Origin of the sequence: Brenneria sp. L3-3C-1, from assembly GCF_016456245.1 — a bacterium.
Taxonomy (GTDB): domain Bacteria; phylum Pseudomonadota; class Gammaproteobacteria; order Enterobacterales; family Enterobacteriaceae; genus Brenneria.
In genome coordinates, this window is record NZ_JAEMHF010000001.1 from 185,341 (window position 1) to 201,847 (window position 16,507).

The 16,507-nt window shown below is 52.1% G+C and carries 18 protein-coding genes; 14 read left to right on the forward strand and 4 right to left on the reverse strand.

Annotated features, from left to right (window positions below; genetic code table 11):
* Window positions 1-207: 207 nt before the first annotated feature.
* Genes flhB through JG725_RS00830 form a run of 3 tightly spaced genes read left to right on the forward strand, consistent with a single transcriptional unit; the run spans window position 208 to window position 3,843 of the window.
* Window positions 208-1,359, forward strand: a complete 1,152-nt coding sequence (gene flhB, locus JG725_RS00820) for a flagellar biosynthesis protein FlhB (protein WP_172288331.1) — start codon at window positions 208-210, stop codon at window positions 1,357-1,359.
* Entirely contained in the window at window positions 1,352-3,436 is a 2,085-nt protein-coding gene (gene flhA / locus JG725_RS00825) for a flagellar biosynthesis protein FlhA (protein ID WP_199376151.1), read from the forward strand. The genes flhB and flhA overlap by 8 nt, the downstream gene beginning before the upstream one ends.
* Window positions 3,433-3,843, forward strand: coding sequence for a flagellar protein FlhE (locus tag JG725_RS00830; protein ID WP_172288327.1), 411 nt, complete (start codon window positions 3,433-3,435; stop codon window positions 3,841-3,843). Before flhA ends, JG725_RS00830 begins: the two co-directional genes overlap by 4 nt.
* Before the next feature lie 40 nt (window positions 3,844-3,883).
* Here the strand turns inward: JG725_RS00830 and JG725_RS00835 are convergent, their stop codons facing one another.
* The 3 genes from JG725_RS00835 to flgA form a co-directional block, all read right to left on the reverse strand.
* A complete protein-coding gene (locus JG725_RS00835; RefSeq protein WP_172288325.1) occupies window positions 3,884-4,336 on the reverse strand; it encodes a flagella synthesis protein FlgN in 453 nt (150 codons plus the stop codon).
* Window positions 4,333-4,638 carry a flagellar biosynthesis anti-sigma factor FlgM gene (flgM, locus tag JG725_RS00840; protein WP_172288323.1) on the reverse strand — a complete coding sequence of 102 codons (306 nt, stop codon included), beginning with the start codon at window positions 4,636-4,638 and terminating at the stop codon, window positions 4,333-4,335. The genes JG725_RS00835 and flgM overlap by 4 nt, the downstream gene beginning before the upstream one ends.
* 81 nt (window positions 4,639-4,719) lie before the next feature.
* The gene (gene flgA, locus JG725_RS00845) at window positions 4,720-5,430 is read right to left on the reverse strand and encodes a flagellar basal body P-ring formation chaperone FlgA (protein WP_199376153.1); all 711 of its coding nucleotides are present in this window, start codon (window positions 5,428-5,430) and stop codon (window positions 4,720-4,722) included.
* 220 nt (window positions 5,431-5,650) lie between these two features.
* On the opposite strand from flgA, the gene flgB reads away from it, so the two are divergent.
* The 11 genes from flgB (at window position 5,651) to flgL (ending at window position 15,638) form a co-directional block, all read left to right on the forward strand.
* Complete coding sequence (gene flgB, locus JG725_RS00850; protein ID WP_172288319.1) at window positions 5,651-6,064, forward strand: flagellar basal body rod protein FlgB; 414 nt, start codon at window positions 5,651-5,653, stop codon at window positions 6,062-6,064.
* A gap of 5 nt (window positions 6,065-6,069) precedes the next feature.
* Window positions 6,070-6,474 (forward strand): flagellar basal body rod protein FlgC, encoded by a 405-nt coding sequence (gene flgC, locus JG725_RS00855; protein ID WP_172288317.1) that lies wholly within the window; start codon window positions 6,070-6,072, stop codon window positions 6,472-6,474.
* Window positions 6,475-6,484: 10 nt separating this feature from the next.
* Window positions 6,485-7,162 (forward strand): flagellar hook assembly protein FlgD, encoded by a 678-nt coding sequence (flgD, locus tag JG725_RS00860; protein WP_172288315.1) that lies wholly within the window; start codon window positions 6,485-6,487, stop codon window positions 7,160-7,162.
* Between the two features lie 75 nt (window positions 7,163-7,237).
* On the forward strand, window positions 7,238-8,440 hold the full coding sequence (flgE, locus tag JG725_RS00865) for a flagellar hook protein FlgE (RefSeq protein ID WP_172288313.1): 1,203 nt from the start codon (window positions 7,238-7,240) through the stop codon (window positions 8,438-8,440).
* Between the two features lie 21 nt (window positions 8,441-8,461).
* The gene (locus tag JG725_RS00870) at window positions 8,462-9,217 is read left to right on the forward strand and encodes a flagellar basal body rod protein FlgF (RefSeq protein ID WP_172288311.1); all 756 of its coding nucleotides are present in this window, start codon (window positions 8,462-8,464) and stop codon (window positions 9,215-9,217) included.
* A 21-nt stretch (window positions 9,218-9,238) separates the two neighbouring features.
* On the forward strand, window positions 9,239-10,021 hold the full coding sequence (gene flgG, locus JG725_RS00875) for a flagellar basal-body rod protein FlgG (protein WP_172288309.1): 783 nt from the start codon (window positions 9,239-9,241) through the stop codon (window positions 10,019-10,021).
* Window positions 10,022-10,056: 35 nt separating this feature from the next.
* Window positions 10,057-10,776, forward strand: coding sequence for a flagellar basal body L-ring protein FlgH (locus tag JG725_RS00880; protein ID WP_172288307.1), 720 nt, complete (start codon window positions 10,057-10,059; stop codon window positions 10,774-10,776).
* 10 nt (window positions 10,777-10,786) lie between these two features.
* Window positions 10,787-11,896 carry a flagellar basal body P-ring protein FlgI gene (locus JG725_RS00885; protein WP_370541580.1) on the forward strand — a complete coding sequence of 370 codons (1,110 nt, stop codon included), beginning with the start codon at window positions 10,787-10,789 and terminating at the stop codon, window positions 11,894-11,896.
* Window positions 11,896-12,867, forward strand: a complete 972-nt coding sequence (gene flgJ, locus JG725_RS00890; protein WP_172288305.1) for a flagellar assembly peptidoglycan hydrolase FlgJ — start codon at window positions 11,896-11,898, stop codon at window positions 12,865-12,867. Before JG725_RS00885 ends, flgJ begins: the two co-directional genes overlap by 1 nt.
* A 112-nt stretch (window positions 12,868-12,979) precedes the next feature.
* The gene (gene flgK / locus JG725_RS00895) at window positions 12,980-14,629 is read left to right on the forward strand and encodes a flagellar hook-associated protein FlgK (protein WP_199376155.1); all 1,650 of its coding nucleotides are present in this window, start codon (window positions 12,980-12,982) and stop codon (window positions 14,627-14,629) included.
* Between the two features lie 43 nt (window positions 14,630-14,672).
* Window positions 14,673-15,638 (forward strand): flagellar hook-associated protein FlgL, encoded by a 966-nt coding sequence (gene flgL, locus JG725_RS00900; RefSeq protein WP_172288301.1) that lies wholly within the window; start codon window positions 14,673-14,675, stop codon window positions 15,636-15,638.
* A gap of 85 nt (window positions 15,639-15,723) precedes the next feature.
* Here the strand turns inward: flgL and fliR are convergent, their stop codons facing one another.
* Window positions 15,724-16,506, reverse strand: coding sequence for a flagellar biosynthetic protein FliR (gene fliR, locus JG725_RS00905; protein ID WP_172288299.1), 783 nt, complete (start codon window positions 16,504-16,506; stop codon window positions 15,724-15,726).
* Window position 16,507 lies beyond the last annotated feature (1 nt).

The following is a 16,507-nucleotide window of genomic DNA, read 5'->3' on the forward strand; positions in this document are numbered from 1 at the left end:
AGTTGAGATGCATAAGCATAATCTTTAGCTATTTATGGCCGTTTTATCCGGCCGTAAATAGTTAAGCCGTTTTCTTCCCTAATGACTCATTTACTATCCGCTAAAGAAACGTAAGTTTCTCCCGTTGTTCCAGCCATAAAGTTTTTCCATATTTGTCATGCTAGGCAGCAAATCCCTATCCCAGGTAGTAACAACAGGAACGCTGAAGTGGCTGAAGATAGCGATCTGGAAAAAACAGAATCCCCCACTCCCCATAAAGAGGAGAAGGCGCGTGAAGATGGTCAGATCCCCCGTTCCCGTGAATTGACTTCTATTTTGATGCTGACCGTCGGGCTGACGATACTGTGGGTGGGCGGAGAAGCGATGGCCAGAAAGCTGACGGCGATGATTGCCGACGGGCTGTATTTCAACCACGCGATCATCAATGATGATAAGCAGATGCTGCGGCAGCTTGGGCGACTGCTTAAACATGCGGTGATGGCGCTGCTGCCGATTATGGGGGGCGCGGTGTTGGTCGCGCTTTCTGCGCCTATGCTGCTTGGCGGGCTTCTGTTCAGTACTAAATCGCTTAAGGTTGATTTGAAGAAACTGAACCCGCTAACCGGGCTGAAGCGAATTTTTTCCAGCCAGGCGCTGGCCGAGTTATTCAAAGGGATATTGAAATCATCCATGGTCGGGGGGATTACCGGCTGGTTTCTTTGGCATAACTGGCCGCATATGCTGCACCTGATTAGCGAACCGCCGGTGGCGGCGCTAGGGGATGCGCTTAATCTGATTAGCATATGCGGGCTGTTTATTCTGATGGGGCTTATCCCCATGGTAGCATTTGATGTGTTCTGGCAGATCTGGAGCCATATCAAAAAATTGCGCATGACCAAGCAGGAAATACGTGACGAGCACAAGGAACATGAAGGCGATCCGCACGTAAAAGGACGTATTCGTCAGCAACAGCGGGCCATGGCGCAGCGAAGAATGATGTCTGATGTGCCCAAGGCCGATGTCATTGTCACCAACCCGACGCACTATGCGGTGGCGCTGAAATACGATGAAAAGAAGATGAATGCGCCTAAAGTGTTGGCAAAAGGCGCGGGCGAGATTGCCTTGCGTATCCGTGAAATCGGTGTAGAACACCGCGTCCCCGTGCTTGAGGCACCACCGCTGGCTCGAGCGCTATACCGTCATTCCGAAGTGGGAAAACATATTCCTGCCGAATTATATTCTGCGGTTGCCGAAGTGTTGGCGTGGGTCTATCAGCTCCGACGCTGGCGGCGCGAAGGGGGATTGATACCGCGCAAACCTGAACATTTACCTGTGCCAGACGCCCTGGACTTTGCGAGAGAGAACGATACTGATGGCTAATCTGGCCGCATTGCTGCGTTTACCCAGTAATTTTAAAAGCACCCAATGGCAGATTCTGGCGGGACCGATACTGATCCTGTTGATTTTGTCGATGATGGTACTGCCGCTGCCCCCTTTTATTCTGGATCTGCTGTTTACTTTCAATATTGCCTTATCGATTATGGTACTGCTGGTGGCAATGTTCACCCAGCGTACGTTGGAGTTCGCCGCATTCCCGACCATTCTGCTGTTTTCCACGTTGCTGCGTTTGTCGCTGAACGTGGCTTCGACGCGTATTATTTTGCTGGAAGGGCACACCGGAACGGCGGCCGCCGGGAAAGTGGTTGAATCCTTTGGGCACTTTCTGGTAGGCGGTAATTTCGCCATCGGTATCGTGGTATTCATCATTCTGGTTCTGATCAACTTTATGGTGATCACCAAAGGTGCCGGGCGTATCGCCGAAGTGGGCGCGCGCTTTGTATTGGACGGTATGCCAGGGAAGCAGATGGCGATCGACGCCGACCTCAACGCCGGATTGATCGGCGAGGACGAGGCGAAAAAACGGCGTTCTGAAGTTACTCAGGAAGCCGACTTTTATGGTTCGATGGACGGTGCGAGCAAGTTTGTGCGTGGCGATGCCATCGCCGGGTTGATGATTATGGTCATTAACATTGTCGGCGGATTAATGGTTGGGATACTACAGCATGACATGCCGCTTGCGCAGGCGGCGGAGAGCTATACGCTGCTCACCATCGGCGATGGCCTGGTGGCGCAAATTCCCGCCTTGGTTATCTCGACCGCCGCGGGGGTGATTGTTACCCGCGTCAGCACCGATCAGGATGTCGGGCAGCAGATGGTCACCCAATTGTTTAATAATCCCCGGGTGATGATATTGAGCGCGGCGGTGCTGGGGCTGATCGGGTTGGTTCCCGGTATGCCCAATTTTGTATTTCTGCTGTTTACCACAGCGCTGTTGGCGTTGGCCTGGTGGATGAGAGGCGCACAGGTGGCGGATACTCCCTCCGGTAGCGCTGAACCCGCGGTTAAAGAAAACCAGCCAATCATTGAAGCCAGCTGGGCGGATGTGCAACTGGAAGACCCGCTGGGTATGGAAGTGGGGTATCGGTTGATTCCCATGGTCGACTCCCAGCAGAATGGCGAGTTATTGGGCAGGATCCGCAGTATTCGTAAGAAGTTCGCCCAGGAAATGGGGTACTTACCGCCGGTCGTCCATATCCGGGATAACCTGGAGTTGCAGCCGGCCGGGTATCGCATTTTGATGAACGGCGTTGAGATTGGGCAGGGCGAGGCGCACCCCGGTCGCTGGATGGCGATTAATCCAGGTAATGCCATTGGCAAGTTGCCAGGGGACGTCACTCAGGATCCGGCTTTTGGTTTACCTGCCGTATGGATCGAAAGCGCATTGAAAGAGCAGGCTCAGGCTCAGGGATTCACCGTGGTTGAGGCAAGCACGGTGGTAGCCACGCATCTTAATCACCTGATTACTGTACATGCCAGCGATCTATTTGGTCGTCAGGAAGCCATGCAATTGATGGAGCGGGTTACCAAAGAAATGCCAAAGCTGACGGAGGATTTTATTCCTGGCGTCGTCACGCTCACCGTATTGCATAAGATATTACAGAATTTGCTGGCTGAGCGGGTGTCGATTAAAGATATGCGAACAATTATTGAAACCATATCAGAACACGCGGCGATACAAAAAGATCCCAATGAGCTGACGGTGGTTGTTCGTGTTGCCTTAGGACGCGCCATTACCCAGCAATGGTTCCCTGGGCAGGATGAAATACAGGTGATAGGCCTGGATTTCGGTCTGGAAAAAATACTGCTGCAAGCGTTGCAAAACGGCGGCGGATTAGAGCCTGGCTTGGCCGATCGGGTGTTGGAACAAGCGAAGCAGGCCGTGCAGCAACAGGAAGCGCTCAATGCCCCGCCGGTTTTATTGGTCAATCATGCACTGCGCCCGCTGTTGGCGCGCTTTTTACGCCGTAATGTCCCACAACTGGTGGTGTTGTCGAATCAGGAAATCAACGACAATCGCCAGATACATATGACGTCGGTAATTGGTGCGACGAAATGAAAAAACTCGCTTTGCTATTACTGCCGTTTTTTATCCAGACCGCGCTGGCGGCTGATGGTAGCTGGGAAGGTAGCGGTGCAAACGTCGTGATAAGCCAGCGTGGCATTGCTACCTCATCTCCGGTTATGCGCTCCCAGGGGGCGCTTCCTCCCGGCCGTGTGGTAACTTCCATTCATTGGAATTATAAACTACAGGCGTTGCCGCCATCAGGAATGCGGGTCGCATTATGCACGCCGGGTCTTTGTGTTCCGTTGGATGGGGGGAGCGGCAGAACTCAGGCTTTGCAGGGGATTGATGCTAATAATCCGCTGTACTTTTTATATCAGCTACCGGGGAAAGGGGCGATTAGGCCACCAGTAAGAGTGCTGAGCTACCAGGTATTGGTTAACTACCGCGATCGGGATTAACTATCTGCCATACTCATTTATCAATATTAACCACGACGCTTCACACGCCAAATTTCCTGCCTAGTTTACTTCCCTGCCGGTGAGACTGACCGTCCGGCCCGTAGAGGTTTTGCTGGCTTTTCTTTTCCAGAAAACCAAGCGCGTCTTGCGTATGTTTCAAATGTTGTTCAAGCAGAAGGCCATTGCGATGATTATTCTGGCTTAGATTACGGGTCTGACTCTGGATAGCCAGCCAGGACTCGTTAAGTTCGGGATGCCGATCGTAAGGCGCGGTAATGGAGAGCGTTTGCTCCATTTGAATGCGTAACTTGTCGAAATGATCGAGCGTAGACAACTGTTCATTTTTATTTTCAGTCAGACGATGCAAAAAAGCGGCATTGACATTACCGGCGCTTAGCACCTGCTGTTCCTGGGTTAGTATCTCATCTAGCTGCCGCAGCGCATCCTGGATGCGGGTCAGAATATCGAACATGTCCGTAGCCGATGCGGTCATAATCCGTCTATTCCTGATTGCGCTTCGGCAATGAGTGCGTCCGCTATTTTACCGGTATCGATTTTTAGTTCGCCGTTGCGAATAGCCTGCTTCAGACTTTCAACTTTTTCGATATCGATATCGAACTCGCTTGATTGAGTCAGTTGCGTCTGGGCATTGCTGATATTGACCTGCGTTTCAGTAGCGACCGTACTCTGCACCGGTGTCTGGCTGGTCTTGTTTTTGGCATGAGGGAGTAACTCTGTCTCTTGGCTTTGAACAGATTTTACCCCTGATATCGGGCGTGTACTATCGATACTCATGATGTCCTCTCGGGTCGTTATGGCAAACAGCTAACGGGTTATGACTAATTCATCGGCTAACTGAGCAAAATCTTTAATTATTTATAACGCAACCTTAACGGTACCGTCAGCTTCCACCGAGCCATTCACTATCTGACCAGAATTCATTCTGACTCTGACTTTATCATTCAATACGGCATTGTTCATTACTTTACCTTCACTGCTGATGTTAAAACCGTCCCCGCTGGCAATGACCTGTACTGTTTGCCCGGATTTGACCGCCCACGGCTGACGGAACATTCTTTCCTGTAGCGGTTGTCCGGCGCCGATCATCCGTTGGCTGACGGAACCCAGGACCCGGCCGGGCTCGGTTACCGGTATGGTGGCGAGGGTATCGAGCCTTCCTCGCTGCCGTTTGATATCCTCAACGCTAATTTTATGTTTCGGGGGAATTGGGCGCGCGGTTACAAGATACTCTCCCGTTACCTGAACGCTGGTCTGCACGAAATACCTATCAGAACCACAGGTGACTCTGATACTCAGATTGCCCCATATTTTATTGCGCGAAGGGAGGGCAAACTGTGGCGCGGCGCAGTCAGGCAGGCCGGCGTTCGGCGTCTTTATCTTCACATCGATACGTTCGACGGGGATAGTAATCTGCTGACGGATAAATGTTTCTATTTGCGAGGACAGCGTTTGTGGCGATGAGGTTTGTGAAGATGATGCCTTTGGATAAGGCTCACTGGCGAAAGCCGGCCCGACCGCCAGCAGAGCCAAAGCGACGTTAAACCAAACCAGTCGATTGCCCCCCATGATTTGCCCTCGTCAATTGATTTAAAGCCTTAATCAGCAACGTTACATTGCCGGGAATCTATTCCACCGTCGGTAGTGTACCTTTTCGCCACTTCCGCCAATCGGGAAATTAGCCATTCATTTCCCGCTTATTCCAGCGATAGGGGTATCTCTATCCCGTTTATGCTATCTGCACTGGATAGTGTCTGCCGATGTAAATTCCCTGGGAGAAAGTAGAGAGATGCTGGACAAACTTGATGCGGCTTTACGCTTTCAACAAGAAGCACTGAATTTGCGTGCGCAGCGGCAGGAGATTCTGGCCGGCAATATCGCCAATGCGGATACGCCAGGTTATCAGGCGCGCGATATCGATTTTTCCACCGAACTGACTAAAGCCATTGAGCAAGGCCGGGCGTCCGGTTCGGAGCTTTCTCTCGCCGTGACATCATCCCGGCACATCCCCGCGCAAACGTCGTCGCCGCCATCGTTGGACTTGTTGTATCGGATACCCGATCAGCCAGCATTGGATGGTAATACGGTCGATATGGATCGGGAAAGAACCAATTTTGCTGATAATAGCCTGCGTTATCAAACCAGCCTTACCGTTTTGAGCGGGCAGATTAAAGGCATGACGTCAGTGTTACAGGATAAATAACGCCTATGTCACTACTCAATATTTTTGAAATTTCCGGCTCGGCGCTGACGGCACAGTCCCAGCGCATGAACGTAAGCGCCAGTAACCTGGCCAATGCCGACAGCGTCACCAGTGCCGACGGTACGCCATACCGGGCTAAACAGGTGGTGTTCAAGGTGGCCGCTCCCGCCGGTCAGGAGATCGGGGGTGTTCAGGTGGCTGGCGTAATTGAAGATCCGGCGCCGGACAAACTGGTCTATCAACCTGGCAATCCGCTGGCTGACGAACGGGGTTATGTTCGTATGCCGAATGTCGATGTTACCGCCGAAATGGTTAACTCCATTTCAGCCTCAAGGAGTTATCAGGCTAACGTTGAAGTCCTGAACACGACAAAAACACTCATGCAAAAAACGCTGACATTAGGCCAGTAACGGAGGGGACATGAGCATTGCTATTTCAGTTAATGAGTCGACCGATAACAGTACGGTTACCACCACCTCGTCATCAACGACCAGTAGCAGTTCGGATCTCCAGAGCGAGTTCCTGACGTTGCTGGTGGCGCAATTAAAAAATCAGGATCCCACCGATCCGATGGATAACACCGAACTCACCAGCCAGTTGGCGCAAATCAGCACGCTTAGCGGCATTGAGAAGCTCAATACCACGCTGGGTTCCATTTCCGGACAACTGGATACCAGTCAGACATTACAGGCTTCAACCCTGATCGGTCATGGCGTGCTTATTTCCGGCAACAGCATAGTGGTGGGTGAAAGCAGTTCGATTACGCCTTTTGGTATCGAGCTGGACAGCGCGGCCAGCAACGTAACGGTGACCATTAAGGATTCGAGCGGCAATGCGGTACGCACGGTGAGCCTGGGTGAGCAAAGCGCCGGGGTGCAGACATACAGTTGGGATGGCACCGATGATAGCGGCGCCGCTGTTGCCGAAGGTAGCTACAGCTATACGGTAACCGCTACGTCTTCATCCGGAGGCAGCGTAGTAGCCACGCCGCTGAAATATGCGCTGGTTTATGGCGTGAATACCAGTTCAGACGGCGCCACGCTTAATCTGGGTCTGGCGGGAACCGCATCGCTTAGCGATGTGAAGCAGATTATTTAATGTCTATTTCTCCACGTTGAACGCGGCTAACGCAGGCGTTTGGCGTAACTTACTTTATTCAAGGAGTACCCCGCTATGGGTTTTTCACAGGCGATTAGTGGCTTAAATGCCGCGTCCAGCAACCTGGATGTCATCGGTAACAACATTGCCAACTCGGAAACAACCGGTTTTAAATCGGCGTCGGTATCCTTTGCCGATATTTTCGCTTCCTCCCAGGTTGGTTTGGGGGTCAAGATAGCCTCCGTCAATCAGGACTTTAGCGACGGTACGGTTGAGTCTACCGATCGCGGTCTGGATGTGGCCATCGCCGGAACCGGCTTTTTCCGCATGACCGATGAAAATGGCTCGGTTTACTACTCACGTAATGGCGAACTGTCGCTGGATAACGAACGCAATCTTATTAACAGTAGCGGCTATTACCTGACCGGCTACGCGGCAACAGGTACGCCGCCGGCGATTAACACCGGCGCCGAACCTACGGTACTCAATATCTCCTCCAGCGACATCGCCGCTCAGGCAACTAACAGCGCGTCAATGGTACTGAACCTGAACTCCAGCGAAGATATAATTACCAGCGCCTTTGATGCGACAGATTCCAGTACCTATAGCTACTCACGTACGCTGACCTCCTATGACAGCCAGGGAAATACTCACAACATTAACCTGTATTTTGCTAAAACGGCAGATAACACCTGGAACGTCTATGGTATTGATAGCAGCGACGCCACGGCTACAGTCCAGACTCTGGGGGCATTGGGTTTTAACAGCAGTGGCGTGTTAACCAGCGGCACTGAACTGACTATTGAAACCAATGGTATTAACGGCTCTGCGGATAATTCTTTCACTCTGGCATTCACCGGCACTACCCAGCAAAGCGCCAGCGCCAGTAGTATAAGCAGTTCAAGTCAGGATGGTTATACCGCCGGAAGCCTCTCTTCTTACACCATCAATAACGATGGCACCATCACAGGCACCTATTCCAACGGGAAAACTCAATTATTGGGTCAGATCGTTATGGCCAGCTTTGCCAATCCGCAGGGCCTGAAATCCGAAGGGGATAATGTCTGGTCATCGACCTCCTCTTCAGGCGCGGCGATTGTGGGTACCGCCGGCGTCGGGGTATTCGGGACACTTACCAGCGGTGCGCTGGAGTCGTCAAACGTCGATTTGAGTTCCGAACTGGTGAATATGATCGTTGCGCAGCGCAACTACCAGTCGAACGCGCAAACGATTAAAACCCAGGACTCCATTCTGAACACCCTGGTGAACCTGCGCTAATAAACCGTACAGGATGGCTTTATGGATCACGCAATTTACACCGCTATGGGGGCGGCCAGCCAAACGCTGGAGCAGCACTCCGTTATTGCCAATAATCTGGCTAATTCGTCCACACCGGGCTTTCGGGCACAGTTGACCGCCATGCGCGCGGTGCCGGTGGAAGGGCCGACATTGCAAACGCGGACGCTGGTGGTAGCTTCAACGCCAATGGCGGATACGTCTCAGGGGCCGCTGAACTATACCGGGCGTTCTCTGGATGTGGCGCTGCAAGATCAGGGCTGGCTGGCAGTACAGTTACCGAATGGCGAAGAAGCCTATACGCGCAACGGCGGCATTCAGGTTGATGCTGAAGGACAATTGCGGATTCAGGGCTATCCCGTTGTGGGCGATGGCGGCCTGCTGGCGGTGCCCACCCAGGCGAGTATCACTATCGCGGCGGATGGCACGGTTTCAGCGTTGGGCGACGGCGACAACCCCAATACCATCGCCCAGGTGGGGGCGCTTAAGCTGGTGAGCTCGGAACCTGGGCAATTGGTGCGCGGCGATGACGGCCTTTTCCATCTAAGCGATGCGGCGCGTCAGCAGGCGGGCAACGCGTTGCCGGACGATGACGCGGTTAGAGTCATGCCCGGCGTATTGGAAGGAAGTAATGTCAACACCGTTGATGCCCTGGTTGATATGATTGGCAACTCTCGTCGTTTTGAAATGCAGATGAAGATCATCAGCAGCGTGGATCAGAATGCTGAACGCGCTAACCAGTTGCTATCCGTGAGTTAATTTATCTATTAAGGAAACACCATGATCCGCTCTCTCTGGATTGCCAAAACCGGGCTTGATGCTCAACAGACCAACATGGATGTTATTTCCAACAACTTGGCGAACGTGAGTACCAATGGGTTTAAAAGACAGCGGGCGGTATTTGAGGATCTGCTGTATCAGACCGTTCGTCAGCCTGGCGCTCAGTCGTCGGAACAAACTACGTTACCCTCCGGTTTACAACTGGGTACCGGCGTCCGTCCAGTGACGACCGAGCGTTTACACAGCCAGGGTAACTTGGAGCAAACCGAAAACAGCAAGGATGTGGCCATCAACGGGCAGGGGTTTTTTCAGATCCAGTTACCGGATGGCACGACTGCCTATACGCGCGATGGTTCTTTCCAACTGGATGCCAACGGTCAGTTGGTAACCTCCAGCGGCTATTCGGTACAGCCAGCGATTACCATTCCTGATACCGCCTTAACCATGACGGTGGCGCGTGACGGCGTGGTTAGCGTGACGCTACAGGGACAAACCGCGGCCAGTCAGGTCGGGCAACTGACGCTCAGTACCTTCATTAACCCTACCGGGTTGCAAAGTCTGGGCGAAAATCTGTATCAGGAAACGGAGAGTTCCGGCGCGCCTACCGAATCCACGCCGGGGCAAAATGGTGCGGGGCTGCTGTACCAGGGCTACGTTGAAACCTCGAACGTCAACGTTGCCGAGGAATTGGTCGATATGATCCAGGTTCAACGCGCGTATGAAATCAACAGTAAAGCCGTGTCGACCTCCGATGCTATGTTGCAACGCTTAACACAGCTCTGATCAATCTCTGGCATAAAAAGAACATAAGGTTAAGCATGTTGTGTTGTTGGACCTCAAAGCCTTTATTACGGAAAAGGCGATTAAGCTGGCCGTTGCTGGCGGTGATGATTTTAAGCGGGTGTGCATACATTCCGCATAAATCGTTGGTGGAGGGTGAAACCAGCGCGTCGCCTGCGCCAGCCCAGCTGTATGCCACCAACGGTTCTATTTTCCAGTCGGTGCAGCCGATGAACTATGGCTATCAGCCATTGTTTGAAGATCGTCGGCCGCGCAATGTCGGCGATATCCTGACGATTACCCTACAGGAAAACGTCAGCGCCAGTAAAAGCTCATCGGCGAATGCCAGCCGCGATGGTTCCACCGCTGTGGGGTTTTCGGTCGTACCGACGGCACTAAGCGGATTGCTGGGTAACGGCAAAGCAGACCTGACCGCCTCGGGCACTAACGATTTTGAGGGAACCGGCGGGGCCAGCGCACAGAATACCTTCTCGGGCACCATCACCGTGACGGTTAGCGATGTTCTGACTAATGGCAATTTGAAAGTGATAGGTGAAAAGCAGATTGCCATTAACCAGGGCGCTGAATATATCCGTTTTTCCGGCATAGTGAATCCAAGAACAATCACAGGAAGTAATTCAGTTGTCTCAACCCAGGTAGCCGATGCCAGAATCGAATACGTTGGGAAAGGTTATATTAATGAAGCGCAGAACATGGGATGGCTGCAACGATTCTTCCTTAACATTGCACCGTTCTAAGAGGTTTATTATGTCAATGTATCGTCAACTGATTATGTACGCATTTTTTACGCTGGCGCTGACTTCATCCGCAACGGCGGAACGGTTGCGTGATTTGGTTGACATTCAGGGCGTGCGGGATAACCCGCTGATTGGTTATGGCCTGGTGGTCGGCCTGGATGGAACCGGCGATCAGACCACCCAGACGCCGTTTACTACGCAAAGTCTGACCAACATGCTCTCTCAGCTAGGGATTACCGTCCCCAGCGGGACCAATATGCAACTGAAAAATGTGGCGGCGGTGATGGTAACCGCTACCTATCCGCCTTTTGCTCGCGCCGGGCAAAAAATCGACGTGGTGGTTTCCTCTCTGGGTTCGGCTAAAAGCTTGCGTGGGGGAACCCTGCTGATGACGCCATTGAAGGGCGTTGACAACCAGGTTTATGCCTTGGCTCAGGGTAACTTACTGGTAGGGGGCGCCGGCGCTTCATCCGGCGGCAGTCAGGTTAAGGTTAACCAACTTTCCGGCGCCAGAATAAATAATGGTGCGATTATCGAAAGAGAACTTCCCAGCACTTTTGGCAGTTCGAACCGGATCAGTCTGCAATTGAAGCAGGACAATTTTAGTCTTGCACAACGTATCAGCGACGCTATCAACCGCCAGAATACCATGGGCACCGCTCAAGCGCTGGATGGCCGCACGGTGGAGGTCGTACTGCCGCAAAGCAATACTCAGCAGGTGCGTTTTCTGGCACAAATACAGGACATCCACGTGGATGTCGGGGAAATTGATGCCAAAGTCATCATTAATTCCCGTACCGGCTCAGTAGTTATGAACCGGAATGTCATGCTGGACTCCTGCGCGGTGGCGCAGGGCAACCTGTCCGTAGTGGTAGATAATCAGCAAGCGGTCAGCCAGCCGGACACGCCTTTCGCGGGCGGCCAGACCGTGGTAACGCAACAGACCGAAATCTCCGTGCGGCAGGAGGGCGGCTCCTTGCAGCGCGTTAACGCCAGCGCCAATTTAAATAATGTGGTGCGGGCGATGAATGCGTTGGGCGCCACGCCAATGGATTTGATGTCGATCCTCCAGGCAATGCATAGCGCAGGTTGTCTGAAAGCGGAAGTGGAGATCATTTAATGTTACCGCCTAGCAACCTGATGGAGCAGGCCTCGGCGGCCTACGATGTACAATCCGTGAGTGGATTGCGCCGCGAGGCTGTGCAGAATACGCCTGGGGCATTGCATAAAGTAGCCCAGCAGGTTGAAGGATTGTTCGTCAATATGATGTTGAAGAGCATGCGTAATACTCTGCCTCAGGATGGTCTGCTGAGCAGCGACCAGACGCGTATGTTTACCAGCATGTATGATCAGCAGATAGCCCAGAATTTGTCGACCAAAGGCTTGGGGCTGGCGGACATGATGGTCAAACAATTGAGCCGTCAAGCGGCTGCGGAGCCGGGTGAAGAGGCGGGCAAAACGCCGATGCCATTGGGACCGGAGCGGTTGGCGAGTTCGACCATGCCGCCGGCCCTTATCGGTGAATTTATCCGTCGCAGCCAGTTGGAAAACGCCGCGCAGGAAAATAACGCCGTTGGTTATTCGGCAACGGGCAGCGCGTCTTTTGCCGAGCGTCTGTCGGTGCCGGCGATGATAGCCAGTTTGCAGAGCGGCATCCCTCATCACCTGATTATGGCTCAGGCGATGCTGGAGTCCGGATGGGGTAAACGAGAAATTACCACCAGTGACGGCAAAACCAGTCACAATATTTTTGGGGTAAAAGCCGGCGGCAACTGGGACGGCGAGATAACATCTGTAATGACCACGGAATACAAGGATGGTCAGTCTTATAAACTGAAGCAGGATTTCAGAGTATACGATTCCTATCTGCACGCGTTGAACGATTACATTACGCTGCTGACGAAAAATTCCCGCTACAAAGAGGTGTTGCAGGCGAATAGTGCGGAACAGGCGGCCTATGCGCTACAGAAAGCAGGTTATGCCACGGATCCGAACTATGGCCGCAAACTGGTGCAGATTATTGAACAAATCCGCAGTTCGGCCCAGAAAGCGGCGCAGGCTTATACACATGATTTAAACACCTTATTTTAAATTTTTATCACCATCTTTACCTGAGTTCTCCTCAAGTTTTGTTCCCGGACGCCGATAAACAGAATAGACGAAGCGTTATCGGGTTTTCCCGATGGCAGAAGAAGGAAATATAATGGCCAGTTCTTTGATTAACATTGCATCTTCAGGCCTGAAGGCGGCAAATCTTGCGTTAAGCACCACATCAAATAATATTGCCAACGCCAATACCGACGGTTACAACCGTCAGAGCGTCAGCCTGGCGGAAAGCGCGGGAACGACGACCAGCTATGGTACTGTGGGTACCGGGGTGAAGATCCTGACGGTCGATCGCGCATACGACGCGCTGGTCGTGGCGCAGCTGCGCTCATCGACGGCCAGTTATCAGTCGATCAATGCCTATTACGAGCAAATTTCCCAGGTGGATAATCTGTTGTCCGACAGTGAAAGCAGTCTTTCCACCATTATGTCCTCCTTTTTCTCCGGCCTACAGTCGCTGACGGAAAACGCCAGCGATACTTCGGCGCGCCAAACGGTAATCAGCAGCGCACAAAGCCTGGTCAACCAGTTTGTCAGCGCGGATAACTATCTGCGTGAAATGGATAGCTCGATTAATCAGCAACTGTCGACAAACATTGATTTGGTCAATAACTACGCCTCACAGATCGCCGATATCAACCAGCAAATAACCCGTCTGGGCAGCAGCGGTACTTCTGCTAATGATTTGCTGGATCAACGCGATCTGTTAATTGATAACCTGAATAAACTGGTTGGCGTCACGGTCAGTACCCAGGACAGCAACGTCATTAATGTCAGCCTTTCCAACGGGCAGACGCTGGTTCAGGGAGATACCGCCTATCAGTTGACCGCGGTTGCTTCCAGTACGGATACCTCCCGTATTACCATTGCTTATGATAACGGCATCGGCGATCCAGTCGAAATAGATGAGGGTACGCTGACCGGCGGCAGCATCAGCGGGCTGTTATCCTTCCGCAGCGACGTGCTGGACAGCGCGCGCGATCAGCTTGGGCTGGTGGCGTTGACCCTGGCGGACAGTTTTAATACCCAGCACCAAGCCGGCGTGGATTTAGAGGGCGAGCCGGGAGATGAATTCTTCAGCTTCTCTTCGCCTGCGGTAGCCAGCAGCACCAAAAACAGCGGCACCGCCACGCTTTCCGCCGCTTATACCGATACCAGCGCGGTGAAAGCCAGTGATTACTCAGTGAGCTATGATGGCTCCGCCTGGCAGGTGACGCGCGTGTCCGATAACGCCAGTATAACGGTGGACAGCGACACCGACGTTGACGGCAATACCACGTTAAGTTTTGACGGACTGACGGTAACCGTGAGCGGCGACGCGGCGGCGAATGACAGTTTTGTCGTTAATACCGTTAGCGATGTCGTCAACAGCCTATCCGTTAAAATCACCGATGTCGCGCTGATTGCGGCCGGCAGCGGCGGTGGTGAAAGCGATAACAGTAACGCATTGGCATTATTGGATTTGCAAAATCAAAACCTGGTTGGCGGCAATGCGACCTTTAACGATGCCTACGCCTCCCTGGTTAGTGATATCGGCGTCAAAGCGCAAAGCGCGGAAACCAATCGTACGGTGCAATCCAGTATTGTCGATCAGCTTACTGAAAAACAGCAGTCTATTTCAGGTATTGATCTGAATGAAGAATATATCGATTTGACGCGTTATCAGCAGTATTACCTGGCCAATGCGAAGGTACTGTCTACTGCAAGTACTATTTTTGATTCATTACTGTCGGCAGTGAATAACTGATTCTCGCCCGCATACGGCATAAATTCAGCAAGAGGACGATCCCATGCGTCTTAGCACCATGAACAGTTACCAGACGTTGATTAATAATATCAACGAGGTCAATAGCAAGTTTCAGAATACCGCCTTACAAATGGCGTCAGGGAAAAGTGTCAATTCGCCATCAGACGATCCGATAGCCGCCTCTCAGGCGGTTATTCTGGCGCAGACTCAGGCGGCCAGCAGCCAATATACCGCGGCGCGTACCAGCGCAAGCAGTAGTTTGAATCTGGAAAGTACCATACTGGAGCAGGTTGTTGACGTGGTGCAAAGTATTCAGACGCTGGTGGTGAAAGCGGGGAATACCACTTACAGTGATGCGGATCGCCAGTCAATGGCCACCGAATTGCAGGGATATAAAGATCAACTGCTATCTCTGGCCAACAGTACGGACAGCAACGGTAATTATGTTTTTGCCGGTTATGCAACGAATACCGCGCCTTTTACCGCCGATGCCGATGGCAATGTCAGCTACGTGGGAGGCGATACGGCAATCAGCCTGAAAGTGGATTCAAGCCGTACGCTGACCATCGGCAACACCGGCAGCAGCGTATTTATGACGCTGGCGGCCGGTTTTACCACCGAGCCTGATGGTTCCGACAGCGAAAGCAATATCTTCAATACCATTGATTATGCGCTGGAAGCCCTGAGTATGTCGCTGAACGAAAGCACCGACGCAGACACCGAGGCTTATACCGCATTGATGGACAAAGCCAATCGCGGACTCGGAAATTCGCTGGATAATGTGCTCACTGTGCAGGCGGAAGTCGGAAGTAAAGTTAACGAATTGACCACGCTGACTACCATCGGCAGTTCGCGGGATATTTTATACTCGGATCGAATGAGTTCATTGGTCGAGGCCGACCCGATCGCCACCTATTCTTCCTTTATTTTACAACAGACGACATTGCAGGCAGCGCTGCAAGCCTTCTCCGGTATGAAAGATTTATCATTATTCCAGATTAACGGATAAAGCGTTTACGTAATTTAAATGTGCTACAAACCGGGCACATTTTTTATGTGTGTCATCGTAATGATGACACACATTTTTTTATCCATTAGGATGGCAAATCTGACAATATATTGGCCAGCAAATCGAAGATTTCGCCAAATACATGTTCGGCGAAAGGGGCAATCAGGGGAAGCAGTAATCCGATGGTTAATATCCCTACGGTCAGCGTAACGGGAAAACCAATAACAAAGACGGATAACTGCGGTGAAACCCGGTTTAATATCCCGAGCGCCATATTAATCACCAGCAGCAGCGTGATGATGGGCAAAGCCAACATGAGTCCGTTAATAAAAATGATGCCGCCGGCTCTGGCTATGGATAGAAAAACGTTGGCATTTAACGGCCCGCCGCCGATGGGGAGCGTGTGAAAGCTATCGGCTAGTAGAGAAATCAGCCATAAATGGCCGTCAAAGGTCAGAAACAGCATCATTGCCAGCAGATTCAGGAACCGTGCTAATACCGGCATATTCGGACCGCCGGAAGGGTCGAAGAAGGTGGCGAAAGATAGCCCCATCTGCAGGCCAATCACTTCACCGGCATGGCGGAAAATAGCAAACGCCAACTGCATGGTGAGTCCCAACGTAATACCGATAAGCATCTGCTGCAAGAGTAGCCAGAACCCTGCGGCGGAAAAAATAGGCGTTGGATTAAATTCGATATGCGGAGCAATAAGAAAGGTTATCAGCAGGGACAGACCAATTTTCACCCGAAAGTTGATCTCCCGTTCGCTAAGTATCGGCGCGGTCGCCACCAGCGCCAGCAGTCTGACGAAAGGCCAGAAATATTGCACCAACCATTCAGCGTACGACTGGCTATTTAATTCAATCATG

Coding starts and splice junctions, on each gene's coding strand:
- JG725_RS00870 (WP_172288311.1), top strand. CDS start 8,462: ATGGATCACGCAATTTACACCGCTATGGGGGCGGCCAGCCAAACGCTG.
- flgB (WP_172288319.1), top strand. CDS start 5,651: ATGCTGGACAAACTTGATGCGGCTTTACGCTTTCAACAAGAAGCACTG.
- JG725_RS00830 (WP_172288327.1), top strand. CDS start 3,433: ATGAAAAAACTCGCTTTGCTATTACTGCCGTTTTTTATCCAGACCGCG.
- JG725_RS00835 (WP_172288325.1), bottom strand. CDS start 4,336: ATGACCGCATCGGCTACGGACATGTTCGATATTCTGACCCGCATCCAG.
- JG725_RS00885 (WP_370541580.1), top strand. CDS start 10,787: ATGTCAATGTATCGTCAACTGATTATGTACGCATTTTTTACGCTGGCG.
- flgE (WP_172288313.1), top strand. CDS start 7,238: ATGGGTTTTTCACAGGCGATTAGTGGCTTAAATGCCGCGTCCAGCAAC.
- flgJ (WP_172288305.1), top strand. CDS start 11,896: ATGTTACCGCCTAGCAACCTGATGGAGCAGGCCTCGGCGGCCTACGAT.
- flgA (WP_199376153.1), bottom strand. CDS start 5,430: ATGGGGGGCAATCGACTGGTTTGGTTTAACGTCGCTTTGGCTCTGCTG.
- flgD (WP_172288315.1), top strand. CDS start 6,485: ATGAGCATTGCTATTTCAGTTAATGAGTCGACCGATAACAGTACGGTT.
- flgG (WP_172288309.1), top strand. CDS start 9,239: ATGATCCGCTCTCTCTGGATTGCCAAAACCGGGCTTGATGCTCAACAG.
- flgL (WP_172288301.1), top strand. CDS start 14,673: ATGCGTCTTAGCACCATGAACAGTTACCAGACGTTGATTAATAATATC.
- flgM (WP_172288323.1), bottom strand. CDS start 4,638: ATGAGTATCGATAGTACACGCCCGATATCAGGGGTAAAATCTGTTCAA.
- flhA (WP_199376151.1), top strand. CDS start 1,352: ATGGCTAATCTGGCCGCATTGCTGCGTTTACCCAGTAATTTTAAAAGC.
- flgK (WP_199376155.1), top strand. CDS start 12,980: ATGGCCAGTTCTTTGATTAACATTGCATCTTCAGGCCTGAAGGCGGCA.
- fliR (WP_172288299.1), bottom strand. CDS start 16,506: ATGATTGAATTAAATAGCCAGTCGTACGCTGAATGGTTGGTGCAATAT.
- flgC (WP_172288317.1), top strand. CDS start 6,070: ATGTCACTACTCAATATTTTTGAAATTTCCGGCTCGGCGCTGACGGCA.
- JG725_RS00880 (WP_172288307.1), top strand. CDS start 10,057: ATGTTGTGTTGTTGGACCTCAAAGCCTTTATTACGGAAAAGGCGATTA.